At 66.5% G+C, this 24883-nt stretch carries 21 protein-coding genes; 5 read left to right on the top strand and 16 right to left on the bottom strand.

Annotated elements, in window-relative coordinates:
• Positions 1-114: 114 nt before the first annotated feature.
• Genes GVL12_RS22410 through GVL12_RS22400 form a run of 3 tightly spaced genes read right to left on the bottom strand, consistent with a single transcriptional unit; the run spans position 115 to position 3466 of the window.
• A complete protein-coding gene (locus GVL12_RS22410) occupies positions 115-1089 on the bottom strand; it encodes a tripartite tricarboxylate transporter substrate binding protein (RefSeq protein WP_159917780.1) in 975 nt (324 codons plus the stop codon).
• A 29-nt stretch (positions 1090-1118) separates the two neighbouring features.
• Positions 1119-2003 (bottom strand): NAD(P)-dependent oxidoreductase, encoded by an 885-nt coding sequence (locus GVL12_RS22405; protein ID WP_200844010.1) that lies wholly within the window; start codon positions 2001-2003, stop codon positions 1119-1121.
• Positions 2004-2017: 14 nt separating this feature from the next.
• Entirely contained in the window at positions 2018-3466 is a 1449-nt protein-coding gene (locus tag GVL12_RS22400; protein ID WP_159917778.1) for an aldehyde dehydrogenase, read from the bottom strand.
• Between the two features lie 163 nt (positions 3467-3629).
• On the opposite strand from GVL12_RS22400, the gene GVL12_RS22395 reads away from it, so the two are divergent.
• The gene (locus GVL12_RS22395; RefSeq protein WP_200844009.1) at positions 3630-4364 is read left to right on the top strand and encodes an IclR family transcriptional regulator; all 735 of its coding nucleotides are present in this window, start codon (positions 3630-3632) and stop codon (positions 4362-4364) included.
• Positions 4365-4510: 146 nt separating this feature from the next.
• On the top strand, positions 4511-4867 hold the full coding sequence (locus GVL12_RS22390) for a PRC-barrel domain-containing protein (RefSeq protein ID WP_159917777.1): 357 nt from the start codon (positions 4511-4513) through the stop codon (positions 4865-4867).
• Positions 4868-5154: 287 nt separating this feature from the next.
• On the opposite strand, the gene GVL12_RS22385 is transcribed toward GVL12_RS22390, so the two are convergent.
• A complete protein-coding gene (locus GVL12_RS22385) occupies positions 5155-6126 on the bottom strand; it encodes a PDR/VanB family oxidoreductase (protein ID WP_159917776.1) in 972 nt (323 codons plus the stop codon).
• 221 nt (positions 6127-6347) lie between these two features.
• Between GVL12_RS22385 and GVL12_RS22380 the strand changes: the two genes are divergently transcribed.
• Positions 6348-6785, top strand: coding sequence for a bacteriohemerythrin (locus GVL12_RS22380; RefSeq protein WP_159917775.1), 438 nt, complete (start codon positions 6348-6350; stop codon positions 6783-6785).
• On the opposite strand, the gene GVL12_RS22375 is transcribed toward GVL12_RS22380, so the two are convergent.
• The 4 genes from GVL12_RS22375 to GVL12_RS22360 all read right to left on the bottom strand — a co-directional run bounded on the left by GVL12_RS22375 (position 6782) and on the right by GVL12_RS22360 (position 10713).
• Positions 6782-7471, bottom strand: coding sequence for a Crp/Fnr family transcriptional regulator (locus tag GVL12_RS22375; protein WP_159917774.1), 690 nt, complete (start codon positions 7469-7471; stop codon positions 6782-6784). The two genes, GVL12_RS22380 and GVL12_RS22375, sit on opposite strands and share 4 nt — an antisense overlap.
• A 130-nt stretch (positions 7472-7601) precedes the next feature.
• Entirely contained in the window at positions 7602-8804 is a 1203-nt protein-coding gene (locus GVL12_RS22370) for a Rieske 2Fe-2S domain-containing protein (RefSeq protein ID WP_200844008.1), read from the bottom strand.
• A 45-nt stretch (positions 8805-8849) separates the two neighbouring features.
• Positions 8850-9839 carry a tripartite tricarboxylate transporter substrate binding protein gene (locus GVL12_RS22365; RefSeq protein ID WP_159917773.1) on the bottom strand — a complete coding sequence of 330 codons (990 nt, stop codon included), beginning with the start codon at positions 9837-9839 and terminating at the stop codon, positions 8850-8852.
• Between the two features lie 10 nt (positions 9840-9849).
• A complete protein-coding gene (locus GVL12_RS22360; protein ID WP_159917772.1) occupies positions 9850-10713 on the bottom strand; it encodes a fumarylacetoacetate hydrolase family protein in 864 nt (287 codons plus the stop codon).
• A gap of 174 nt (positions 10714-10887) precedes the next feature.
• Between GVL12_RS22360 and GVL12_RS22355 the strand changes: the two genes are divergently transcribed.
• Positions 10888-11895: a porin gene (locus GVL12_RS22355; RefSeq protein WP_159917771.1), complete on the top strand. Its 1008-nt coding sequence runs from the start codon at positions 10888-10890 to the stop codon at positions 11893-11895.
• Between the two features lie 50 nt (positions 11896-11945).
• Here GVL12_RS22355 and GVL12_RS22350 read toward each other — a convergent pair whose 3' ends face one another.
• The 5 genes from GVL12_RS22350 to GVL12_RS22330 form a co-directional block, all read right to left on the bottom strand.
• Positions 11946-12557, bottom strand: a complete 612-nt coding sequence (locus tag GVL12_RS22350) for a hypothetical protein (protein ID WP_159917770.1) — start codon at positions 12555-12557, stop codon at positions 11946-11948.
• A gap of 310 nt (positions 12558-12867) precedes the next feature.
• Entirely contained in the window at positions 12868-14364 is a 1497-nt protein-coding gene (locus tag GVL12_RS22345; protein ID WP_235033954.1) for a DHA2 family efflux MFS transporter permease subunit, read from the bottom strand.
• A gap of 141 nt (positions 14365-14505) precedes the next feature.
• Positions 14506-15780, bottom strand: coding sequence for an HlyD family efflux transporter periplasmic adaptor subunit (locus tag GVL12_RS22340; protein WP_159917768.1), 1275 nt, complete (start codon positions 15778-15780; stop codon positions 14506-14508).
• Positions 15781-15874: 94 nt separating this feature from the next.
• Positions 15875-17320 (bottom strand): efflux transporter outer membrane subunit, encoded by a 1446-nt coding sequence (locus GVL12_RS22335; RefSeq protein ID WP_159917767.1) that lies wholly within the window; start codon positions 17318-17320, stop codon positions 15875-15877.
• A 51-nt stretch (positions 17321-17371) separates the two neighbouring features.
• The gene (locus GVL12_RS22330) at positions 17372-17893 is read right to left on the bottom strand and encodes a MarR family winged helix-turn-helix transcriptional regulator (RefSeq protein WP_159917766.1); all 522 of its coding nucleotides are present in this window, start codon (positions 17891-17893) and stop codon (positions 17372-17374) included.
• 220 nt (positions 17894-18113) lie between these two features.
• Between GVL12_RS22330 and GVL12_RS22325 the strand changes: the two genes are divergently transcribed.
• Complete coding sequence (locus GVL12_RS22325) at positions 18114-19352, top strand: multidrug effflux MFS transporter (protein ID WP_159917765.1); 1239 nt, start codon at positions 18114-18116, stop codon at positions 19350-19352.
• On the opposite strand, the gene GVL12_RS22320 is transcribed toward GVL12_RS22325, so the two are convergent.
• From GVL12_RS22320 to GVL12_RS22310, 3 genes are all read right to left on the bottom strand, one after another.
• Complete coding sequence (locus tag GVL12_RS22320) at positions 19324-19923, bottom strand: TetR/AcrR family transcriptional regulator (RefSeq protein WP_235033952.1); 600 nt, start codon at positions 19921-19923, stop codon at positions 19324-19326. The two genes, GVL12_RS22325 and GVL12_RS22320, sit on opposite strands and share 29 nt — an antisense overlap.
• An 89-nt stretch (positions 19924-20012) precedes the next feature.
• Complete coding sequence (locus GVL12_RS22315) at positions 20013-21692, bottom strand: ShlB/FhaC/HecB family hemolysin secretion/activation protein (RefSeq protein WP_159917764.1); 1680 nt, start codon at positions 21690-21692, stop codon at positions 20013-20015.
• Positions 21693-21724: 32 nt separating this feature from the next.
• Positions 21725-24883, bottom strand: a 3159-nt coding sequence (locus GVL12_RS22310; protein WP_200844007.1) for a YDG domain-containing protein, incomplete at its 5' end; no start/stop codon positions are given.

The following is a 24883-nucleotide window of genomic DNA, read 5'->3' as shown; positions in this document are numbered from 1 at the left end:
ACGCGCCCGGCGAGGGAGGCTCACCACGAACGGTTTTGACCCGTTCGCCCTGAGCTCGTCGAAGGGTGAACGGCCTGCGCTCAAGCCATCGGAGCGGTTTTTACCCGCTCCCCCTCAATTCACCGTCGCCCCCGAAGTCGCGACGATCTTCTTCCACTTCTGCGCTTCCTCGTCCATGAAGGTACGGAACTCGGCCGGGCTGTTGCCCACGATTTCGGCGCCCAGGTCGATCAGCTTGGCCTGCATCTCGGGCTGGGCGATGATGGCCTTGATGTCCTGGCTGATGCGCTCGCTCAGCGGCGCGGCGATGCGCGCCGGGGCAAGCACGCCAAACCAGGTCGCGGCTTCGAACTTGTCCAGGCCGGCTTCGGCGAAGGTCGGGATGTCGGGCACTTTCTGCACGCGCTTGTCGTTGGCCAGCGCGATCGCGCGCAGCTTGCCCGAAGCAATGTGCGGCAGCACCACCGTGAGCGTCGCATACATCGCGTCCACGCTGCCGCCCAGCAGGTCGGTGATCGCGGGCGCGTCGCCCCGGTAGGGCACATGCGTTGTTTTTGCCTGCACGGCGGTGTTGAACATCTCGCCCGCGAGATGCTGGGCCGTGCCATTGCCCGGCGACGCAAAGGACAGCGCGCTCTGTTCCTTTTTCGCCAGCGCGATGAACTCCTTGAGATTGGTGGCGGCCAGGCCCGGGCGCACCACAAGCACCAGCGGCACCTTGGCGACCAGCGAGATCGGCGAGAAGTCCTTGACCGGGTCGAAGTCCAGCTTGCTGTAGATGCTGCCCGCGATGGTGTGGGCCGAGGTGGTCATGTACAGTGCCTGGCCGTCGGCGGCCATGCGCGCGAGCTGGCTCGCGGCCAGCGTGGTGCCCGCGCCGGGCTTGTTCTCTATGACCACGGGCTGGCCCCATTGGGCGGTGAGCTTGTCGCCCAGCGTGCGCGCGATGATGTCGGTCGCGCCGCCCGCGGCGTAGGGCACGATCATCTTGACCGGGCCCTTGGGGTAGGCGGACTGGGCCCAGGACAGTGCGGGGCTGAGCAGGGCGGCGCCAATGCAGGCGGCCGAGAAAGTTCTACGGGATGTCATCGTGGTGTCTCCTGGGGGTTATGGAAAATTCAGCGCTTGCCAGCGATCAGCTCGCTGATCACGGGGTGGTACTGGTCGCCGACACCGGCGGCTATCGCCTGGTCGAACCACTGTTCGACCAGCTGCGCGCCTTTCGCGGGCACGCCATGCTCCTGGGCGAGCTGCAGCGCGTAGAGCAGGTCCTTGCGCGCATAGCGCACCGAGAACGTTCTTTCGGGAAAGGATTCAGGCAGCACGGCTTTCATGCCGTGGTTGCGCAGCGCAAAGCTGTCGGCCGAGCCTTTGGACAGCGTCTCGAACAGCACGTCGGCATCGACGCCGGCGCGCGTGCCTATGGCCTTGGCTTCGCTGATCGCGACCACGGTCTCGAACAGCACCATGTTGTTGAGGATCTTGAGCACCTGGCCGCAGCCCACGGGCCCGCACAGCGCGATGTCGGAGGCAAAGGTCGCGATCAGCGGGCGCACGCGCGCGAAGTCCTCGGGCGTGGCGCCGACCATCACGGCCAGCGTTCCGGCTTCGGCCGCCGCGCGCGTGCGCGCCACGGGCGCATCCATGAAGGTCACGCCGAGCGCCGCGAAATCGCGCGCCAGTTCCCGCGTGGTCGACACCGGCGAGGTGCTCAGGTCGATGATGGTCTGGCCGCTGCGCGCCAGCGCCAGCAATCCCTGCTCCTGGCGGCTGAGCCGCTCGACGATTTCCCCCGACGGCAGCGACAGGAAAATCGTTGCGCAATTGCGCAGGATTTCCTCCAGCGTTGCAGACTGCACGCCTTCGCCTTGCAGGCGCGCGAGCGGCGCCGGGTCCAGGTCCGAGGCCAGGACCCGGCGCCCGGACTTGCGCGCCAGGTTGCGGCACATGGGCTCGCCCATCACACCCAGTCCGATGAAACCCAATTGATGCTCAGTGCTCATAGTCATTCCTCGTCTCACATTCCAAAAAAGATGCCCTTGGCCTGCTGGTACAGGCGCAGGCCCTGGATGCCTTTTTCGCGACCTATGCCGCTGTCCTTGAAGCCGCCGAACGGCGTGGCAATCGACAGCTGCTTGTAGGTGTTGATCCAGACGGTGCCGGCTTCGAGCGCGCGCGCCACACGCCAGGCGCGCTGGTAGCTGCCCGTCCAGATGCCCGAGGCCAGGCCGAACACCGAGGCGTTCGCCTGCTCGACCAGGTCGGCTTCGTCGTCGAACGGCATCAGGCACAGCACCGGGCCGAAGATTTCCTGCTGGGCGATTGCGTCGTCATTGCGCATGCCGGTCAGAATCGTCGGCAGGTAGAACGCGCCCGCGGCAAGCGCCGCGTCCTGGGGCGCGCTGGCGCCGCATTCGGCCGTCGCGCCCTGGGCAATCGCTTCGGCGACCATGGACGCGACCTTGTCGCGGTGGGCAAAGCTGGCCATCGGCCCCATCTGGGCATTGGCCTGGTCCGGCAGATTCACGGCGATGGCCCGCGCCCGCGCCACAAGCTGGCGCAGCACTTCGTCGTAGACGCCGCGCTGCACGAAGGCGCGCGAGCCGGCCACGCAGGACTGACCGCTGCCTTCGAAAATGCCGCCGGCAATGCTTTCGACCGCGAGGTCGAGGTCGGCGTCGTCAAAAACAATATGCGGCGACTTGCCGCCGAGCTCCAGCGCCACGGGCATCAGCTTGGCCGCGGCCACCTGGGCAATGCGCCGGCCGCTTTCCGTGCCCCCCGTGAACGACACCAGCCGCACCTGCGGGTGGGCGACCAGCGCCGCGCCGACTTCATGGCCCCAGCCGGGCAGCACGTTCAGGATGCCCGGCGGCAGGCCGGCTTCCAGCGCGATCCTGCCCAGCAGCAGGCCTGTGGACGGCGTGACTTCCGAAGGCTTGAGAATCACCGCGTTGCCCGCGGCCAGCGCCGGCGCGATTTTCTGCGCTTCCATGGTCATGGGCGAATTCCAGGGGGTGATCGCCACGACCACGCCATAGGCTTCGTAGACCGCCATCGAAAGGTAGTTGCCGCGTGCCGGCGTGACTTCCGAGCCCAGCGTCTCGCAGACGCCCGCGTAGTAGCGGAACGTCGCGGCCGCGCTCCTGACCTGGGCCACACATTCCTTCCAGACCTTGCCGTTTTCCAGCATCTGCAGCCGCGACATCTCCTCGCTGTGCGATTCGATGCCTTCGGCGATGCGGTACAGGATGCGCGCGCGGTCGGCGGGCAGCATGTCGCGCCAGCCGGGCTGCCTGCAGGCCTTGTGTGCCGACGCGACGGCCGCCGCGGCGAACTGCGCGCCCGCGGCCGCGACTTCATGGTTGACCGCGCCGGTTGCGGGGTTCGTCGACACCAGGCGCTGGACGCCGGGCTCGCCATCCATCCACGCACCATCGATCAACAACTTCTTGATTTCCACCATAGTTCCACTCCACAGAATTTGAAGCGGATTCTATGGCTTGGTTGTTCTGTAAATGTGCGTATTTAGGGTATGCACTTAGTCTGATTGTTCTGCAGAGTAGAATATCTATTGCCTGATGCTGGAACTTGCCCGGGCGCTGCGCCGAATCCGTCACAATCGCCGCATGAACGACAAGGCAACGAATTACGAGGCAAACATGGCGGGCGTCGCCGCCGTGGACAAGGCGATGCGCGTGGTGATCGCGCTCGAAGCGGCACGCGCGCCGCTGCGCCTGTCCGAGATCGCGACGGCCACGGGCCTGTACAAGAGCGCGGTGCTCAGGCTGCTGGCCAGTCTGGAGAAATGCGGCCTGGTGATGCGGCGCTCCGACAGCGCCTACTGCCTGGGCAATCTGGCGTTCCGGCTCGGGCGTGCGTTCGACGCGAGCTTTCGCTTTCGCGAGCATCTGCTGCCGCTGATGCAAAAGCTCGTCGACGCGGGCGCGCCCAGCCCGTCATTTCACATCGTTCACGATGCGCAGACGCGGTTTTGCGTGCTGCGGCTCGATTCCAACCATTCGACGCTGGACCGCGTGCGCGAGGGCGACCTGCTGCCGCTGGCCGCGGGCGCGGCCGGCAAGGTGCTGCGCAAGCTGCCGTCGGATTTTCTGGCCGACCAATGGCCCTGGATACACCAGTCGCGCGGCGAACGCGACCCGAGTTGCGGCGCCTTGTCGGCGCCCATCATCGGGCCTGGCGATACCTTGCTCGGTGCGCTGTCGCTGTCGGGGCCGCTGCCGCAATTCACCGACGCGTCGGTGGACTTCATGGCGCCGCTGCTGATCGAGGCCTGCCAGCTCGGCTCGCTGGCCCTGGGCGGCCGGGCGCGGCGCGGCGCGCTCGAGCCGCAGGCACACTGACTTGCGCGTCGAACGGCATCGCCCAGCCGCAGACAGGTCAGTCTCTCCTACGCCGCTGCCGGCCAGGTGACTACCCGGCGCGCGCGGTTGCGCGCTTAGCCTTGTTCCTGAAGTCATCTTGCTTCAGCACATTCAAGGGGACCCGCATGAATACACCGAATACGGCATCGAGCGTCATTTCGTCCGACAAGGTCAACGGCACCAACGTCTACAACCCGGCCGGGGAGAAGCTCGGCTCGATCGACTCACTGATGATCGACAAGATTTCCGGCCGCGTGCGCTACGCCGTGATGGAGTTCGGCGGCTTTCTCGGTATGGGAACCGACCGTTACCCGCTGCCCTGGGACACGCTCAAGTACGAGCCTGAAATGGGCGGCTATGTAGTGGCGATCGCCAAGGAGCAACTCGAAGGCGCGCCGCGCTATGCACACGAGACTGCGCCCGAATACACCGATGAATACGGCCGGCGCGTGAGCGATTACTACGGCGTGCCGTATTTCTAAAGCGGTTTCGCCGTGCATCCCTCCCTGTGCGGGCAGGGGGATGCCGCGCACCGGATGTCGCGAGGCGGGCTCTGGCCTTCGTGCAACGCCCCGTCATGCTCCAGAACGACATCCTGTCGTCAGTGATACTGAGCCTGCACGGGACAGCGCCGCCGTGAAGCTGTCGCCAGCAGCATACGTGCGCGCTGGCGCCCGGGCGAGCGACTGTCGGGACTTGATCGCCTCTGCGAAGGAAGCGGGAAATGGGACGCCTGCGGCCATGAGCTAGGCTGGCGCGTGCCCAGCATTCACAGGTCAAGCGTCAGTTCCTGCGATTTCGCGCGCGAGCAGCAAAGGATTATCTGGTGGCCGCAGGCCTTCTCGGCTGCGGACAGGACCAGGTCGCGGTGGTCTGGAACGCCGTCCAGTACGCGGGTCGCGCACATGCCGCAAATGCCGCTCATGCAGGAGTAGGGCACGTCCACGCCGGCGTTGAGAAGGGCGTCGAGGATGGTGGTGCCACTGTCCACCGGAACCAGCTGGCCGCTTTGGGACAGCCGCACGGTGAACGCCTGGTCCGTGCCTTGCGCGTCCTGGGCAGGCGCCGGCGGTGCGGCGAAATACTCGCGATGTACCCGCGCGGGCGGCAACTGCGCCGTGGCCTCCTCGAAGGCCTGGAGCATGCGCGCCGGGCCGCAGCAGTACAGATGGGCATCCGCTGGACTGTCCTGGGCGATGGCCTGCAAATCCAGGCCCTGGTCGCTGATGCCGCCATCGAAATACAGTGTCACCTTGCCCAGGCTGTTGGCGGCCAGTGCCACCAACTGCTCGGCAAACGCGGCGCTGGCGGGGGTGCGCGTCGCATAGTGCAGCGTCCAGGGCCGGCCCAGTTGCACCAGCCGCTGGGCCATGCTCCACAGCGGGGTGATGCCGATACCGCCGGCGATGAGAATGGAGTGGGCCGCGGATTCATCCAGGGGAAAGGCGTTGCGCGGCGCCGAGATCGGCAGTTCCTGGCCTACGCGCAGCGTGTCGTGCAGGTAGCGCGATCCGCCTTGGCCCGTGGCGTTGTGCTGCACCGCCACCACGTAGCGGTGGCTTTCGCCGGGTGCATTGACCAGCGAGTAGCTGCGTGAGAGCTGCGGCGCAAGGTGCAGGTCCACATGGGCGCCGGCGCAGACTGCCGGCCATGTCGCCCTATCGGTGGGACGGAATTCAAAGCGCTGAATTCCGGTAGCGAGTTGCTCAATCGAGTGTAGTCGGGCTTGGAGTGTCTTCATGGCCCCATTCTTGGGCAGGGCCGCAGGCGCTTCAAACCCGCACGGTGCGCAACTGTTGTCGATGTTGCATTTACCCGATCACGCCAGGGTGGCGCGTGGCGCTTCGCAACAAAGCACACAATCGCCGCGCTTTGCGGGTTGCCGGCGACGCGGCTTGTGGCCAGACTTGCACAGGCAAATGGCCCTGCGGGGCGTAACCTGATCCACGAAAGCCAGTCCCCATGATCGATATTTCCGACCCCCCCATGCTGGGGGATGCCCAACTGGACCACGACCACGCGGAACTGTTTCGTCTGTGCCGGGCGCTGCTGGATGTACCAAGCGACGCAATCCGGCCGGCCGTCGAGCAGCTGCGCGCCGAGATGCGTGCGCATTTCGCCAGCGAGGACGCGGATCTGCGCCGGCTGGGCGGCAACAACGTCGACTGCCATCTCGACGAGCACGCTGCCGTGCTGGCCTCGTTGGACGAAGTACACCTGATTCTGGGCGAGTCGCAGACCGTGGCACATCGGCTGATTTCCAGCCTGGCGCTGGAGCTGCTGCGCTGGCTGCCCGAGCATGTGAGCGAAATGGACGCGAACCTGGCCGCAGTGCGCAGCCAGTCACGCTTCGGTGGCGTGGGCGTGCGGATCACGCCGCGCCCGGCGCCGCTAGCCTAGTCAGTCCCCAGGGCCATCTGCCTGAGCTTGTCGCTGTCGGTGATGGAGATCCGGCCGTAGCGCACCTGGACTGCGCCTTTTTCCGCCATTTCCCGCAGCACGCGGTTCACCACCTGCCGACGCGTGCCCAGCATCATGGCGATCTCATCCTGGGACAAATTGACTTCGGCGTCGGTGCGACCGTGCACGCTGCGCGCATCAATCGATTGCAGCAGGCCGGCTATCCGCGCCTGTGTCGAGTCGACGGCGGCGCTTGCATGGCGCATCTGGGCCCGCAAGTGGCGTCGCTCCAGTGCGGCAAACAGGGAAAAGGCCAGGCGCCCGTTGCCGGCGATCATCTCGCGTATGAGCGCCCCGGGAATCCGCACCAGCACGGTCTTTTCCTTGCAGGTCGCGGTGAACATATGGGGCGCCTGGGCCACGACCGGCCCCAGACCGTGGAATTCACCCGCCAGGTGCAGACCGCCGGTGAAGTGGCGCCCGCCCGGCATTTTCCGCGACAGATTCATCGAGCCTGCGACCAGGAGCGAGACATGCTCGGCTGGGTCGCCGGCATGGTGCACGCAGGTGTCGGGCTCCACGACCAGCACCACCGCCTGGGTGATGAGGCGCGCGATGGCATCGCTGGGCCACTGGGAGAAAAGCTCGGATTGGGTGATCGCGAGCCGTACGAGGGTGTCATTCATTCCAAGCCACGTCCTTGCCGCGCCGTTGAGGGTTTCGGCGGGCCGAAAATCACGGCCGCACCTGGGCGGCTGCCGTGATCGGCGCTGAATCTATCACAGTTCCCCGTGAATTCCCGGCGGGGAATGGGGCTCAGGCCGTGGCGTCGGCGGCCGTGTACTGGAACAGCGTCGAGGCCTGTTCGATGCGGTGCCATGGCTTGGTCGGCGCCCCGGTGCGCAGGGCTTCGAGCTCACGCGCCAGAATCCGGCGCAGCATGGCAATCCCCATGTCGGACGCGCCCAGCCGCTCGTGCACGCGGTCGACGATCTCGCCCTGGCCGATCAGGGCCACATAGTCCTGGGCGCTGGTCAGGCGCACCAGCGGATCCTCCGGGTATTTGCCGGCGAACAGCTCGTCGTGGTGGTCGGCTGCGCAATAGTCATCGCAGCCGTCGAAATAGCGCTGCAGTTGGTCATCGGCCTCGGGCGTGGTGGACGGCGCGGCGCGCAGCGAAATGCGCAGCGTGTGCGTGTCGTCGATGGGCACCATCCAGTTCGCGCTTTCCATCCAGGGGCCGCCCGCATGGACGGCGGGAATGGCGACGTGATTGCCATAGGGGAAAGTCCAGTCGCTGACGCGGACCTGGGACTTGCCGTCGATTTCGCGCACGGCGGTCTGCTGGATGCCGGCGGAAGTCTCCTCATAGCGCAGCGTGGGCACGCCGCTGGTGATGGCGTCGCCGAACACGCCGACCTTGCCCATCTGGTGGGCAAAGCTCACGTGCACGGCATCGAGGGAATTTTCCGCGTGCTGCAGCCAGTTGCAAGGCCAGATTTCCTGGCGCTGGAACAGCATCACGCCGTCTTCCTCGAACTTGGGTTTGCGCGGCAGATCGAACACCGGTGGCGCGCCTTCGCCCAGGTAGGCAAAGACCAGGCCGCAGTATTCGTGCACGGGGTAGGAGGTGACGCGGATGTTGGCGTGGCTACCCGGGCGTTCGGCCGGGCGCTCCACGCATTGGCCGCGGGCGTCGTACTTCCAGCCGTGGTACATGCAGCGCAGCTCGTCGCCTTCGACCCAGCCGGTGTGCAGCTTGGTCAGCCGGTGGGCGCAGCGGTTGACCAGCAGGTGGGCGCTACCGCCCTGGCCGCGGTACAGCGCCAGGTCTTCGCCCAGCAGACGGACTTCACGCGCCTGGCCCGGGGCAACGCTGCGTGACAGGGCGATGGGATGCCAGAACTGGCGCAGCAACTGGCCCATGGGGGTGCCGGCGGAGGTCTCGGTCAGTTGGGCCATGCGGGCGGCCAGCGCGGAGCGCGGGTCGTGCGAAGCGGGTGTGTGGTTGTTGCTCATGGTGGTACTCGTGTGGGTGGGGCTGTCGTGGCGAGGGCCTGTGCCTTATCGGAGGGAGATGTTCGATGCGTGGATGACATTGCGCCAGCGGACGATTTCGCTCGACAGCAGTTCCTGGGCCTGGGCCGTCGTGCCGCCGGGCGCGCGCACGCCGATGTCGGCGAGGCGCCTGGCCACGTCCGGGTGCAGCAAGGCGCGCTGCACTTCCTGGTTCAGGCGCTGGACCACGGCCTCGGGCGTGTGCTTGGGCGCGACGATCATTCCCCAGGACGCCACGTTGAAGCCGGCCAGGCCTTGTTCGGCGATGGTCGGCACATCGGGCAGCACGTCGGAGCGCTTGGCGTTGGCAATGGCCAGGGCCCGCAGTTGGCCGCTCTTGACCAGGGACAGCATGGGCGGCACGAACTCGAAGCCGAGGTCGATGTCGCCAGCGCTCAAGGCGGTGGCGACGGCGGCCGCCGTCTTGAAGGGCACGATGGTGAAGTCGACCTTGGCGCGCTGCTTGAACAGCTCGGCACTCAGGTGCTGGGTGGTTCCCAGCAGGCTGACGCCGACCATGCAGCGGTCTTTTTTCTCCTGGGCCGCGCGGATGAAGTCTTCCAGCTGGGTGAGCGGGGAGTCCTTGCGCACCAGCAGCAGAACGTCGTTGCTGCTGGCGATGGAGATCGGCGCGAAGCTCGCAAGCATGTCATAGGGCTGGGGCTTGAACAGCCCCTGGCTGATCGCCACGCCGGCGCCGATGTACAGCAGGGTATGGCCGTCCGGTTTGGCGGCCGCCACCTGCTTGACGGCGCTCACGCCGCCCGCGCCCGGACGGTTCTCGACGATGACCTGCTGGCTGAGGGCATTGCCCAGGTGCAGGGCAATCAGGCGCCCGATGGTGTCGGCGGCATTGCCGGGGCCGAAGGGCACCACCAGCGTGACCGGCTTGCTGGGGTAGGCGGGGCCTTGGGCCAGCGCCGACCAGGGCGTCGCGGCGGACCACGCGAGCGGCAGGCTGCCCGCCGCTTTCATCAATACTCGTCTGTTCAGCATGTTTTGGTCCTCAACCCACGGTGACGCGCAGTGTATCGAGGCCGCTGACTTCGATTTCCAGCGTGTCGCCGGTGGCCAGAAAGCGGTTGCGCGCCACGCCCACGCCCGCCGGCGTGCCGGTGGCGATCACATCGCCGGGCAGCAGGGTCATGTAGGAGGACAGGGTGGCGATGATTTGCTCGGTGGAGAAGATCATTTCCCGCATGCTTTCACTTTGCACCTGCTCGCCGTTGAGCCGCGTGGTGATGTGCAGGCTGCGTGCACGTAGCTGGGCGAGGATGTCCGGCCCGCAGGCGATGGTCGGGCCCAGCGCCGAGCCGCCGTCCAGCCCCTTGTTGGCGGTCCAGTCCGGCCAGTAGGTGGCCGTGGGGCCGGCCTGGCCCAGCGCGACCTTGCTGATGTCGCGCGCGCTGCCGTCGTCGAAGGCGCAAACGCCGGCCACGAAATCCAGGGCGTTGTCGATGGTGGCGTTCTTGCAGGTGCGGCCGATGACCACGGCGATCTCGCCTTCGTAGTCGAATTTGGCGGTGAGTTGCCGGTTCGGGTTGAGCGTGCCGCCATGGCCGACGAAGTTCGACGGTGCCTTGTAGAACATCAGCGGCCGCTCGGGTGGCTGGGCCTTGGCTTCGGCGCCATGGGCGTGGTAGTTGATGGCGATGGCAAAGACGCGGGCGCGCGCATCAAGCGGTGCCAGCAATTGCACGTCAGCGGCGGCAAGGCGCCGCTTGGCTGGGAAGTCGGATGGGGGATTGCTCAGTACGAGCGGCAGATCGTCGTTTTCGCAGACGACGTCGATGCTGTCGCCGGCGCGGCGGCCGATCACGGTCTGGCCATTGACGAGGTAGCGGCCCAGGTGGAAGTTCGCGTTGCTCACAGTGTTCCTTCATGGTGGTTTGTCGGATGCCATGCCAGTGTCTTCAGCACTGTCGCGCCAGGCCAGGCATAAAACGCGGCGATTGTTGCGTTTGTTGCTTTGGCGGCTGGGCGTTCGTTGTGCCGGGACAGGGCGAGTCGGAAGATCGCCAGCACCACATGAGGAGACCAACCAGTGAACCATCGTTTTTTGTTGAACGCGCTCGCAAGCCTTTCATTGGCGGCGGGCTTGGCGCCCGTCCAGGCGCAAAGCGTGCAGGTGTACGGCCGTGTGAACACGTCCGTGAACACGGTACGCACCGGTGACGTGCACCAGACCGTGCTGCAAGAAAACGGCTCGAAACTCGGGTTTCGCGGCATTGAGGACCTGGGCGGCGGCCTGGCCGCCCAGTTCGGCCTGGAGATGGGTTTCGACGCCTCGTCGGGCGTCACCACGCAGCCGCCTTACCGCAACAGCTATGTCGGGCTCAAAGGCAACTGGGGCAGTCTTGCGCTGGGGCGGCTGGACTCGGGCACGCCGGTGGGATCGCCCATTTTTTCGCAGGCCCTGGCCATCATCAACCTCGCGCCCAACGACGCCGGCGCCACGCAGATCGGCCCCAACTACCTGAACCTGCGCAACCGCACGTCCAACGGCATAGGCTACGTCAGCCCGAACATGGCGGGCTTCATGCTGCGCGGGCGTTTTTACTTTCGCGGCCCGCCCAACGATGTGGGCGCAGAAAACGGCGCCAAATCACTGGACCTGGGCCTGACCTACGCCAATGGCCCCTGGCGCACCGGCATCAGCTATGGCCGGGACTCCCGCCCGGGCGGCTTGTTGCCCAACGAGTTTTCCAACAAATGGCAGACCGGCCTGCGCTATGACGTGGGTTGGGTCGCGCCCTATGTGCTGATCGGTCGGGACAGCTATGCGAGCACCGCCACCAGTCGGCGCAACGCGGACTACTGGCTGCTGGGCGTCAAGTTCGCGCATCAGGCCCATGCCGTGGTGCTCAACATCATGCAGCGCGAAGTGCAGACGTCGCGCACGGCCGAACGCCCGCGCCAGCAACTGGCCTATACCTACGCGCTGTCCAAACGCACCGAGTTCCAGGCTTTCTACGACCATGACAAGGTCGATTCCAGTAAGCCCGAGCTGAACAAGCGTGTCTTCGGCGTGGGGTTGCGGCACGACTTTTGAGTTCCCCCCCCCTGAGCGGATGTCGCAGGCCCGGTTCTCCCGCAGGGGGGTTATTGCGTTGCCCCGCCATGCTCCACGCAACCCGTCAGATGCGCAACGATGGCAGCAGCGGGAATTTCTTCAATGGCAAGCGCTGCCATCTCTTCGTGGAAGAAACTGTCTGCACACATCGGGTATTCGTAAGGCGTAGACAGGTCTTGCGGGGCGACATCCACGCGAGTCGCGTGCAGCAGGCGGTTTGGCGAGGAATGGACATGCAAGACCATATGCTCCAACGACAAGCTCTCCAGCAACTGCGACCCTTCCAGCTGAAAAAAGCTGTCGTCCAGACCACTGTTCTCCAGGCCATAAAACGAAGTGTTGTGAAGGTCCACTGGGGCATCTTCCTCAGGGTCTTCATTGGAGTTGCTCTCTTGCCGATCGAAAGAGGCGACAGGGATATCTGCCCGCGGGACATTGGAGCCGAAGCTGGAGTAGCTCCAGCTCCAGTCGTTGAGATGGTCTGCTGAAGCGCCTGCGAAAGGGGTTGGCGTGGAGAGGACGCCATGGACCGGGTGGGTTTGGCCTGCAGCGTGGTTTCCCGCGGACTGCTGGAAAGGGGCGCCGGAGCTGTCCGCCTGCTGGGTGGCGTTGTTGGCAGAGGTGTAAGGAGCTTTGAGCATACGGATTGAATGAGGCGTTGGTGACTGCGAAGGCGACCGTACGGTCCCGGATGCTTGCTGCGGCAAGGCGAAGAATCCGGTTTGCCAGAATTGGAAATTAATCTGACTAAGCAATTTATATTATCAATAGTTTTAAGCTATTAATGAGGGCGTGGGGTTATTCGCATCGGGTGGGGTCAGCTGCGCAGTACATGCTGCTGGCCCTGCGCCGGGAACGCTGGCGGAAAAACAGCTTCTGTCGCCGAGGGGCGCCAGAAGCTGTTTGGATCTCGTGTAACGCCGCAGCGTGCTCAAGTCCGTTGTTTACCCATCAATGCGCGCCCGCCGCATCAGCAGCCCCGGCCCCGCCGCGTGCCGGCCGGTGGGTCAGCCAGATCATGCCGATCAGCAGCAGGAACAGGAACGATGAGCCCAGGAAGATGTCGTCCGCGGCGCGCGTATAGGCCTGCTGGTCGATCAAGCGGTTGATCTGGGCCAGCGCCTGCACCTGGCTCAGCCCGCTGGCCTGCAGGTTTTGTAAGGTGATGGCGAACACCCCCTGGCCCTGGACCAGCCCTTCGCTCAGGTGGGCGTGGTGCAGGGTCGCGCGGCTGTCCCAGAGCGTGGTGGCGATCGAGGTGCCCATGGCGCCTGCCGTGATGCGCACGAAGTTGCTCAGGCCCGCGGCCGCCGGAATGCGCTCGGGCGGCAGGCCGGCGAGCGTCAGCGTGGTCAGCGGAATGAAGAAGAACGCCATCGCGCCGCCCTGCAGCAGCGTGGGAATGAGGATGTGCGCGAAATCCGTCTCGGTGGTGAAGCGCGAGCGCATCCACAGCACCAGTGCGAACACGATGAACGCGCCCGTGGCCATCTTGCGCGGGTCCCATTGCCCGACTTTCCTGCCCACCAGCGGCGTGAGCAGGATGGCGAAGATCCCCACGGGCGCGAGCGCCATGCCCGCCGAAGTGGCGGTGTAGCCCATCCATTGCTGCAGCCACAGCGGCAGCAGCACCACGTTGCCGAAGAACAGGCCGTAGGCGATCGACAGCGCCAGCGAGCCCGCGGCGAAGTTGCGCCGCGCGAACAGCCGCAGGTCGACCACCGGGTGGGCGTCGGTCAGCTCCCAGACGATGAATACCGCCAGGCCAATGACCGCCGCGACGGCCAGGGTGATGATTTCGCCCGACGCGAACCAGTCGAGCTCCTTGCCCTTGTCGAGCATCAGCTGCAGCGCACCGACCCAGAGCACCAGCAGCGCCAGGCCTATGGTGTCGATCGGCAGCTTGCGCGTCGGGGTCTCGCGCTGCTGGTAGATGCCCCAGGTCAGCGCGGCGGCAAACAGCCCCACGGGCACGTTGATGTAGAAGATCCAGGGCCAGGAGATGTTGTCGGTGATCCAGCCCCCGAGCAGCGGCCCCACAACGGGCGCGACCAGCGTCGTCACCCCCCACAGTGCAAGCGCCGTGCCCGCCAGGGCCGTGGGGTAGCTCGACAGCAGCAGGGTCTGCGACAACGGAATCATAGGCCCGGCCACCAGCCCTTGGAGCACGCGGAAGAACACCAGCATTTCAAGCGAAGTCGCAAAGCCGCACAGCCACGAGGTCAGCACGAACAGCAGCACGCTGATGGTAAACAGCCGCACGGCGCCAAAGCGCTGTGTGAGCCAGCCGGTCAACGGCACGGAAATCGCGTTGGCCACGCCAAAGCTGGTGATGACCCAGGTGCCCTGGGTCGGGCTCACGCCCAGGTCGCCCGAGATCGCCGGAATCGCCACATTGGCGATCGACGAGTCGAGCACGTTCATGAAGGTGGCCAGCGACAGCGCCATCGTGCCCAGCAGCAGGGCCGGGCCATGCAGGGGTGACAGTCGCAGCGGCTGGACAGGTGCGCCAGGGGCGCGGGGTGCGCCGGGGCCGGCCCCCGCGGCGGCGGTGGAGGGGGTACTCATGCGAATACTTCTCTGGCGGGGTTAGAGGCTGGCGGCCGGCGCGACCGCGGGCAATGCCTTGAGCGCGGGCAGGACTTCACCGGCAACGATGCGCGCGATGCGCTCATCGGCATCGGCCAGGAGGGTGTCATAGACCGTGGTCGAGGCCACGGGCGTGGTGCGCGGCACGCTCGAGAGCATGGCGCCGGGTGCGCCGCCCTGGGTGCTCACGTCGACCTTGGCTTCCATCGACAGGCCTATGCGCAGCGGGTGGCTCGCAAGGTCGGCGGGGTCGAGCGCGATGCGCACCGGCACGCGCTGCACCACCTTGATCCAGTTGCCCGTGGCGTTCTGCGCCGGCAGCAGCGCGAACGCCGCGCCCGTGCCCGCGCCCAGGCCCAGCACCTTGCCGTGGTAGATGACCTTGTTGCCATAGACATCGGCCGTGAGCTCGGCGCTCTGGCCTATGCGCAGTTCGGCAAGCTGGCTTTCCTTGAAGTTGGCGTCGACCCAGAGGTCGTTCAGGCCGACCACGGTCATGACCGGCGCGCCCGCGGCGACGCGCTGGCCCAGCTGCACGCCGCGCTTGGCGACATGGCCTTCGACCGGCGACAGCAGGCGCGTGCGCTGCAGTGCCAGATACGCCTCGCGCACCTTGGCCGCGGCGCGCACCACGTTGGGATGGTCTTGTTGCGCGCTGCCTTCGGTCTGTGCCTGCGCGACCGTGAGCTGGGCGCGCGCCGCGCGCACCGCGGCCTGGGCGGCGCTGACGGCGTTGCGGCTGGCGGTGGACTGGGTCAGCGCGTGCTCGAACTCTTCCTTGCCCACTGCGCCGGTCTCGAGCAGAGGGCGGCGGCGAGCCACGTCCTGCTGGGCACGCGCAGCGTCGGCTTCGAGGCGCTGCAACTCGGCTTCGCGCAGCGCGACCTGGGCCTGCAGCGGCGCGTTGTTGGCGTAGAGCGCGCGCACTTCGCGCACGGTCTGCGCGAGCTGGGCCTCGGCCTGGGCCAGCGCGACCAGCGCATCGGCCGCGTCGAGCTGGACCAGCAACTGGCCGGGGCGCACGAAGTCGGTGTCGTCCGCACCTATGCTGACCACGGTGCCGCCGAGCTGGGGCGTGATCTGCACCACGTTGCCCGCGGCATAGGCGTTGTCGGTGGTCTGGAAGTTGCGGCCATGGGCCCAGTGCCAGCCGCCCCAGGCGATGGCGGCAATGGCGGCAGCGGCCGCAATCACGGTCAGGCCCTTGCGGCGCGCGGGGGGATTGCCGGCGGGCGTTGCGTTGGCCGGTGCGGAGGGTTGTTTGTGATCGGTCATGAGAGTCGGCGCTTTGTTATACGGGTGCGGTTTTGCGTCCGGGGCAGCTGGCTGCCCGCTGGTTTTTAAGGGCGAAGAGAGTGGCTTTCGTCGTTCAGCGCTGGCTGACTTGCAGGTTGGCGGTGTCGTCGCTCCAGCCGCCGCCCAGGGCCTTCATCAGGGCGATGCGCGTATCGAGCTGGCGCGCCTGCAGGTCCACACCCAGGCGGCGCTGGGCGATGACCTGGTTTTCGGCGTTGAGCATGGTGATCTGGTTGCTCAGGCCCGCGCGGTAGCGCTGCAGCGCAAAGTCATAGGCCTGTTCGGCCTTGGCCGCGGACTCGCTTTGCAGCGCCTGCTGGCGGCCCAGGGACTGCACGGACGCGATCGCGTCGCCGGCTTCCTTCACGGCGTCGAGCACCGCGCCGTTGTACTGGGCAATTGCCGTGTCGCGCTCGGCTTCGCGCCCGCGCAACTGGGCGCGCAGGCGCGTGCCTTCGAAGATCGGCAGGCGCAGCGCGGGCGTCACGCCCATCTGGCGCGAACTGCCTTGCAGCAGCTGATCGAGGCCGATGGCGTTGAGGCCGACAAAGGCGCTGAGGCTCACGTCGGGGTAGAAGTCGGCGCGCGCACGCGCTGTGTCCTGGCCCGCGGCTTCGACGCGCCAGCGCGCGGCGACGATGTCGGGGCGCCGGCCCAGCAGGTCCATGCCCAGGGCCTGGGGCACGTCCTGCAGCGCCAGTTGCGCGAGCTGCGGCGCGAGCGCCTGTTGCGCTTCGGGGGCCTGGCCGCAAAGCACGGCCAGCGTGCGGCGCGCGAGCGTGATCTGCTCGTCGAGCATTTCGATCTGCGTGTGCGCGTCGGGCAAACCGGCCTGGGCTTGCGTCAGCTCGACCTGGCTGTCAAGACCGGCCTGGGTGCGCTGATGGCTCAGATCGAGCAACTGCCGGCGCTGGTCCAGCGTGCGCGCCGCGACATCGCGCTGTGCGAGCAGGCGGGCCAGGGCCACATAGCTGCGCGCGACCTGGGCCGCGAGCTGGTTGGCGGCGGCGGCGCTGTCGGCCTGTGCCGCACGTGCCTGGCCCAGCGCCGATTCGAGTTCCGCCGCATGGCGGCCAAAGAAATCGGGCGCCCAGTTCAGGCCCACCTGGGCGTTGCCGCTGTTGTAGGTGTTGCCGGCAATTGGCGCGGGCACCAGGCCATTGGCACTGTAGTGCTGACGCGTGGCGTCCAGGCCCAGGCTGGCATGGGGCTGGCTGGCGGTGCTGCTGGCCATGGCCAGCGCGGCCGCGCGCTCGAAACGCGCGCGGCTGGCCGCGAGGCTGGGGCTGCCCTGCAGCGCCTGGTCGACGAGCGCGTTCAGGCGCGGATCGCCGAGCGCGCTCCACCAGGACGGCGTGGGCAGGCCCTGGGTGGGCGCTTGCGCGGTCAGGCCGGTGTCTGCGGGCGTGAACTGGGCCAGCGGCGCGTGGCCCGGGCCGGGCAGGGCGCAGCCCGCGAGAACGAGCGCAGCGCACAAGGCCAGCAGTCGCGGGCTGGGCGATGAGGGAAAAGAATGCATGGTGGTGGTGGGAGTGGAAATGCGAGAAAACGGACGCTGCGCGCGCGTGGATCAGCTCTGGGCGCTGGGCTTGGCCGGCGCATCGGCCGCCTGCGCGGCGCGCAAGGCTTCGCCGTTGAGCACCATGCGCCGCAGCATGTCGATCAGCAGCCGGCATTCGTCGTGGCTGAAGCCGCTCAGGTGGGCGTTGAGCACGCTGGTCAGCGCCTGCGGTACCTTGGCGGCAATCGCCCGGCCTTCGTCGGTCAGCACCAGGTGCACCACGCGCCGATCGGCCGTGGAGCGTTCGCGGCGCAGCATGCCCTTGGCTTCGAGCCGGTCGAGCGCGCGCGTGATCGCGCCGGGGTCAATGCCCAGGTCGCGTGCCAGGCCGGCGCTCGTGGCGTCGCTGCACAGCAGCAGCTTGTACAGCGGCAGCCATTGCACATAGGTCAGGTCGTGCACCGAGAGCTCGGCATCGGCCTGCTGCAGGATGGAACTCAGCACCCGGCGCATGAGGAAGGCCGCGCTTTCATCGGGCGTGTAGACGCCCGCCTGGTAATAGTCCGAAGGGGTCGGCGATGGGCGGTTCATGGGCTTGTGCGGGGTATTTGATTGCCTAGACAACTATTGTCATCGACATTATTGCTTCAGCATGGACATGGGGAGTTCACCGTGGTGACATCAGGGTTTTTACCGGGGTGAGCGTGGTGAAACCGGTTGCAGTAGAATTTCCTACCGACCGTTAGGAAGGTGGTGTTTTGTACCGCCATTCCGACGGACTTCTTTGTGGCTTCGCGCCAGGAATCGTTTCATGACTGCGTCATTTACTCCGTCGTCCTCCGCGGCACGGCCGACTTTCGGCTGGCCGTTTCTTTTCCTGCTGGCCATGATCACCGCGCTCGACGCGATGGCCATCGACATGTACCTGCCGGCGTTTCCCGCCGTGGCGCAGGAGCTGGGCGTATCGGCCGGCAAGATCCAGCAGACGCTGTCGGTGTTTCTCGTCGGCCTGGCGCTGGGGCAGGGCCTCTACGGTCCGCTGCTCGACCGCTTCGGGCGGCGCTGGCCCTTGCTGATCGGCCTGGGCATCTTTGTGCTCGGCTCGGTCATGGCCGCCCTCGCGCCCAGCGTCGAATGGCTGCTGGTCGCGCGCTTCCTGCAGGCGCTGGGCGCGGCCGCGGGCCTGGTCGCGCCGCGTGCCATCGTCTCCGACGTATGCACCGTGCAGGAATCGGCGCGCGTGTTCTCGGTGCTGATGCAGGTGATGATGATTGCGCCCATTCTGGCGCCCGTGATCGGCAGCTATCTGCTGACCCACGGCGGCTGGCGCATGGTGTTCTGGACGCTGGCCGTGCTCGGCGCGCTGGGCATGGCATGGGGCCTGCGCGCGATTCCCGAAACGCTGGCGCCGGGCAGGCGCGCACCGCTGCATGCGCGCGCCATCCTGCGCTCCTATGCCCAGCAGTGCCGCAACCCGGCCTTCATGGCCTATACGCTGGCCGGCGGCTTCATTCTGGGCGCGCTGTTCATCTACATCAGCGTCTCGCCGTTTGTGCTGATCGAGCATTTCGGCATGACACCCGTGCATTTCAGCTACTTCTTTGCGTCGAACGCGGTGGGTGTGGTCGTGGCCGGGCAGTTGAGCCTGTGGCTGATCCAGCGCTGCAGCGAGCAGCGCGTCCTGATGGCCGGCATTGCGGTGCACGCGTTCGCGGGGCTGGCCTTGCTGGTCGCGGTGCTGCTGGGCTGGGCGAGCCTGGGCGTCTATCTCGCGCTGCTGGGCCTGTCGGTCTGGACGCTGGGCCTGGTGTTTGGCAACCTCACGGCGCTGACCATGGCCCAGGCGGGCGAGCAGGCCGGCGTGGCCTCGGCGCTGATGGGCCTGCTGCAGTATCTGATGGGCGCGCTCGTGGGCGGCCTGGTGACGCTGGCCGCGCCGGGCCTGGTGCCTTTGCCGGCGGCGATCATGGTCTGCGGCGCACTGGCCGGGCTGTGCTGCTGGTGGGCAGGGCGGTGCAGCGTCATTCCGGCGCCGGTCGCGCAGCCGTAGCGGCTTCAAACACCGCCCAGACCGCCTGCAGCCGGCGCGCGAATTTCGCCGGGCCTGCATAGGTCAGCTCGACCTGCAGGCAGTCGATCAGGCCCAGGCAGGTCCTGGTCAGCACCTCGGCGCTGAGCCCCTGGGCATTGGGCACCAGGTCGGATTGCCTGATCGCGGCGAGCACGATGGCCTCGAGCTCGTCCATGAACCCATGCATGGGTGCCATGACCTGGTCATACAGATGGCTGGGCGGCGTATACAGCGCGCGCATCCAGAATTGCACGCGAAACGAATCGTCATACCGGTCCTGGATGCTTTGCAGATAGGCGTGCAACTGCTGGCGTATGGTTTCGCCGCCGACCAGCACGCTTCTTGCGTAGTCGAGTTCGGCTGCGATCATCAGCGGAATCAGGCTCAGGTACAGCGCATCCTTGTTGCGGAAATGCGCATAGATCGACGGCTTCTTGATGCCCACGTCGGCAGCGATTTCGGCCATCGACGTGGCGTCGAAGCCCTGCAGCGCAAAGCGCGCCAGCGCTGCGTCCTGCAAACGGGAGGCGGTCAGGGCAATGGGTTCCATCGCCGGCATTTTACGTCGCCCGACCGTCCGGTAGTTCGGGTCGTGGTGCTTCCTTCCCGGGCCGGGTAAGCGAAGCTACCCGGACGCTCCTAGAAATACTTCTGTGCCTTGATCCATAGCCGTGGCCTTTTGTCCGGGGCGCTCGCGGCCGGCGCACTGCCGACGCGCCAGGCCAGTGCGGTTTCCAGTGACCAATCCTGGCCACTGCGCTGCAGCCCGAAGCCCGCGCCGCTGAGGCTGCGGTGGTTGCTTCCCGCGCTCCAGGGCCGGTGCTGGAGCTTGACCCTGCCGCCATCGACAAAGCCGCTGAGCTGCCAGTCCCTGGTCAGCGCGTAGCGCAGCTCGAGCGTGGCCAGCAGGCCCTGGTCGCCCGATGCCTCGCCTTGCGGGTAGGCGCGCACGCCGTAGGCCCCGCCCAGGCTCATCTTCTCCGACGAGTCCAGGTTCTTGCTGGCCCATTGGCCGTTGATGCGGCCATGCAGGCTCCATGGGCCGCTCAACGTCTGCCAGCGTGCGAAGTTGGCCGTGAGCACCTCGAAGCTGCCAGCGCTGCGTGCGCTGAGCGCATCGCGCTGCTGCTGCGCCGCGCTGCCCAGGCGCAGCTGGCCATGGATCCAGGCCAGGCCCCATTGGCTGACGGCCCCGCCAGCCAGGCTGTCCTGCCAGTTGCCCTCCAGGGCCAGCGTGGCCAGGTGCGAGCGCTTGCGCTCGTGGGTGCCATACAGGCGAATGTGGTCGGTCAGGCGCTTTTGCTCATAGCTCAGCCGCGCATTGAGGTTCATCCGGCGGCTGCGCACCAGTGGCTGGGCGACGTGGATATTGGCCACCTTGGCGCTGCCGTAGGCGTCAAGCACCGCGAATTCCTCGTCCAGCGCATAGTCCAGGTGCGACAGGCTCGCGCCCACGCGCGTGCTCCAGGGGCCCAGCGGCATCTCGTAGCCCAGGCGGAAGTTGAACAGATCCTCGTTGCTCAGCAAGGTCTGCAGGTGTATTTGCTCGCCCAGGCCCAGCGCGCCGTTGAATTGCACGCTGCCCGATGCCCGGTAGGCTCCGGTGAAGCGATTGCCGTAACTGTCCAGGCCTATGGCGCCGCTGGCCAGTGGCGGGTCTTCGACCTTGACCACCAGGTCCGACGTGCCGGTCTCGGCACCGGGCCGCAGGTTGGCCTGGGCGCGCACGCCGCCGATGTCGCCCAGCCGCAGCAGGCTGGTCTCTAGCGCATCGGCCTGGATCAGGTCGCCGCTGCGCAGCCGCGCCAGCGGCAGCGCCAGCACGCGCGTGCGCTGGCGCGACAGGTTGTCGAGTGTGATCTGGCCCAGACGCCCCTCGAGCACGCTCACGCGGACCATGCCGTTGTCGATCTCCTGGGCCGGCAGATAGGCGTAGGCAAACGGATAGCCGCGTTCGCGGTAGAGCGCGGTGATGCGCGCCACGCCGGCTTCGAGTTGCGCCAGGGTCAGGGCCTGGCCTGCGAGCGGCGCGAGCAGTGCCTGGAGCTGTGCCGTGTCAAGGGCCGTATTGCCGTCGATCGCAAAACCCTGGACGGCGATGGTCAGCCCATTGTCGGTGCGCGCGGGCCGGGGCGCCTCGGGAATGTGCAGTTCCACCGCCGCTGGAGCGGGCGGCGTCGGCGGTTGCTGCTGCAGGCTTTCGAGGGCCCTGCCGGCATCGGGAAGCATCTGCGCACTGGCTGCGAGGGGCAGGCCTACAAGGGCAGCGCTCCACAGCGCAGGCATGAGAAACGAACGCGTGCAGGTAGATGTTGTCATGGGTGGGGCGATGCAGGGCAGGGAGGGGAGGTTCAGCGCAGGGGCACGCATCGGTCGGTATCGACCATGGCGACGGCCGTGGTGCCTGTCGCGAATGGCAGGCCGGCGTACATCATTCCCCCGGAGTTGATCTGGATGGGCTGGTCCCAGGCTTCATTCGCTTGGTGGGCGCAACCGTCAAAGGCCAGGCTCGCGCCGGCGACACTGGCGGCCGACGCGAGCGTCAGGTTCAGCGTGGTGCCGGCGATGTTCGCGACAGTCACGGAGTCGGTCCGGCTTTCCACGACGCCAGGCTCGCTGCCGGGTACGTCGACGACATTGCCTGGCGAGCCGTGGATTTGCGCGAAGGTGGTGGCGTTGTGGGTCAGACGGTAGTTGCGTGCATCCACGCCTTGCAGCGCGCCGCCTACGTGGACGGTCTTGCCCGCATCCACATGGGGGTCGGCGAAGCTGCCAGTGGTTGCCAGCGTGACGCTGTCGCCCGCCAGCACGCCGTCGAGCCTGCCGCGGGTCGTGGCGTCGGTCGTGCCGTCATAGAACTTGCTGTCGGCCGTGATCGCGGCGTTGATGGCCAGGCGGTCGATATTGGCCGCGGTCGTGGCGTTGTGGGTCAGGTCGTAGTTGTGCGCGTCCTCGCCGCTGAGCGTGCCGTTGACGGTCACGGTCTTGCCGGTGCCGGCGTTCCTGTCCGCAAAGCTGCCGCTGGTGGCCAATGTGACCTTGTCGTTGCCTAGCACCGCGCCCAGCGTGCCGCTGGTGGAGGCGCCAAGGGTACCGTCGTATATCTTGTCGTTGGCGGTGATCTCGCCGCCGATGGCCAGGCGCTCGATGCTGGCCGTGGTCGTGGCGTTGTGGGTCAGAGCGTAGTTGTGCGCGTCCTCGCCGCCGAGCGTGCCGCTGACGGTCACGGTCTTGCCGGTGCCGGCGTTCCTGTCCGCAAAGCTGCCGCTGGTGGCCAATGTGACCTTGTCATTGCCTAGCACCGCGCCCAGCGTGCCGCTGGTGGAGGCGCCAAGGGCGCCGTCGTAGACCTTGTCGCTGGCGGTGATCTCGCCGCCGATGGCCAGGCGCTCGATGCTGGCCGTGGTCGTGGCGTTGCTGCTGGCCAGCGTGTAGTTGTTGGCGTCGGCGCCACCGAGTGCAATGCCGGTGATATCGACAGTCTTGCCATCGCCCGCATTCTTGTCACGGAAGCTGCCGTCGGCGTTTGCCACGCTCAACTGGTCGCCTGCGACCATATTGGCGAACGCGGCGCCGCTGTGGTTCAGATCGGCGTGGGTGTTGCCGTCATAGGTCTTGTCTTCGGCGGTAATGCCGCTGACGCTGGCGATCTCTGCCTTGGCGATATCGGCCGTGGCCGTCGCTGTCGTAGTGGCCAGCGTGTAATTGTTGGCGTCGGCGCCGCCCAGCGCAATGCCGGTGATATCGACGGTCTTGCCATCGCCCGCATTCTTGTCCTGGAAGCTGCCGTCGGCATTTGCCACGGTCAGCACATCGTTGAGAACCTTGCCGTTGAAGAAGGCCTCTGTGAGGTTCAGCGTGGCATCGGTCGTGCCGTCATAGATGCGGCCCTCGGCGGCAATGCCATTGACGCTGGCGATCTCTGCCTTGGCGATATCGGCTGTGGCTGTTGCTGTCGTACTGGCCAGCGTGTAGTTGCCGGCGTCGGCACCGCCCAGCGCAATGCCGGTGATATCTACGCTCTTGCCATCGCCCGCGTTCTTGTTGTCGAAGCTGCCGTCGGCATTTGCCACGCTCAACTGGTCGCCTGCGATCATATTGGCGAACGCGGCGCCGCTGTGGTTCAGATCGGCGTGGGTATTGCCGTCATAGGTCTTGTCTTCGGCGGTAATGCCATTGACGTTGGCGATCTCTGCCTTGGCGATATCGGCCGTGGCGCTGGCCGTGGTGTCGACCAGCGTGTAGTTGTTGGCGTCGGCGCCGCCCAGGGCGATGCCGGTGATATCGACGGTCTTGCCATCGCCCGCATTCTTGTCCTGGAAGCTGCCGTCGGCGTTTGCCACGGTCAGTACATCGTTGAGAACCTTGCCGTCAAAGAAGGCCTCCGCGGTGTTGAGCGTGGCATCGGTCGTGCCGTCATAGATGCGGCCCTCGGCGGTGATGCCGTTGACGCTGGCGATCTCTGCCTTGGCGATATCGGCCGTGGCCGTGGCTGTCGTACTGGCCAGCGTGTAGTTGTGGGCGTCGGCGCCGCCCAGGGCGATGCCGGTGATATCGACGGTCTTGCCATCGGCCGCGTTCTTGTTGTCGAAGCTGCCGTCGGCGTTTGCCACGGTCAGTACATCGTTGAGAACCTTGCCGTCAAAGAAGGCCTCTGCGGTGTTAAGCGTGGCATCGGTCGTGCCGTCATAGATGCGGCTGTCGGCGGTAATGCCATTGACGCCGGCGATCTCCGCCTTGGCGATATCGGCCGTGGCCGTGGCTGTCGTACTGGCCAGCGTGTAGTTGTTGGCATCGGCGCCTCCGAGGGCAATGCCGGTGATATCGACGGTCTTGCCATCGCCCGCGTTCTTGTCACGGAAGCTGCCGTCGGCGTTTGCCACGGTCAGCACATCGTTGAGAATCTTGCCGTCAAAGAAGGCCTCTGCGGTGTTGAGCGTGGCATCGGTCGTGCCGTCATAGATGCGGCTGTCGGCGGCAATGCCGTTGACGCCGGCAATCTCCGCCTTGGCGATATCGGCCGTGGCCGTGGCTGTCGTACTGGCCAGCGTGTAGTTGTGGGCATCGGCGCCTCCGAGGGCAATGCCGGTGATATCGACGGTCTTGCCATCGCCCGCGTTCTTGTCACGGAAGCTGCCGTCGGCATTTGCCACGCTCAACTGGTCGCCTGCGATCATATTGGCGAACGCGGCGCCGCTGTGGTTCAGATCGGCGTGGGCATTGCCGTCATAGGTCTTGTCTTCGGCGGTAATGCCATTGACGCCGGCAATCTCCGCCTTGGCGATATCGGCCGTGGCTGTCGCTGTCGTACTGGCCAGCGTGTAGTTGTGGGCATCGGCGCCTCCGAGGGCAATGCCGGTGATATCGACGGTCTTGCCATCGGCCGCGTTCTTGTCACGGAAGCTGCCGTCGGCATTTGCCACGCTCAACTGGTCGCCTGCGATCATATTGGCGAACGCGGCGCCGCTGTGGTTCAGATCGGCGTGGGTATTGCCGTCATAGGTCTTGTC

Source organism: Pantoea sp. 18069 (genome assembly GCF_902706035.1).
Taxonomy (GTDB): domain Bacteria; phylum Pseudomonadota; class Gammaproteobacteria; order Burkholderiales; family Burkholderiaceae_C; genus Comamonas.
Note: the sequence above shows the minus strand (reverse complement) of the source record. Positions and strands in the feature narration are given on the sequence as shown.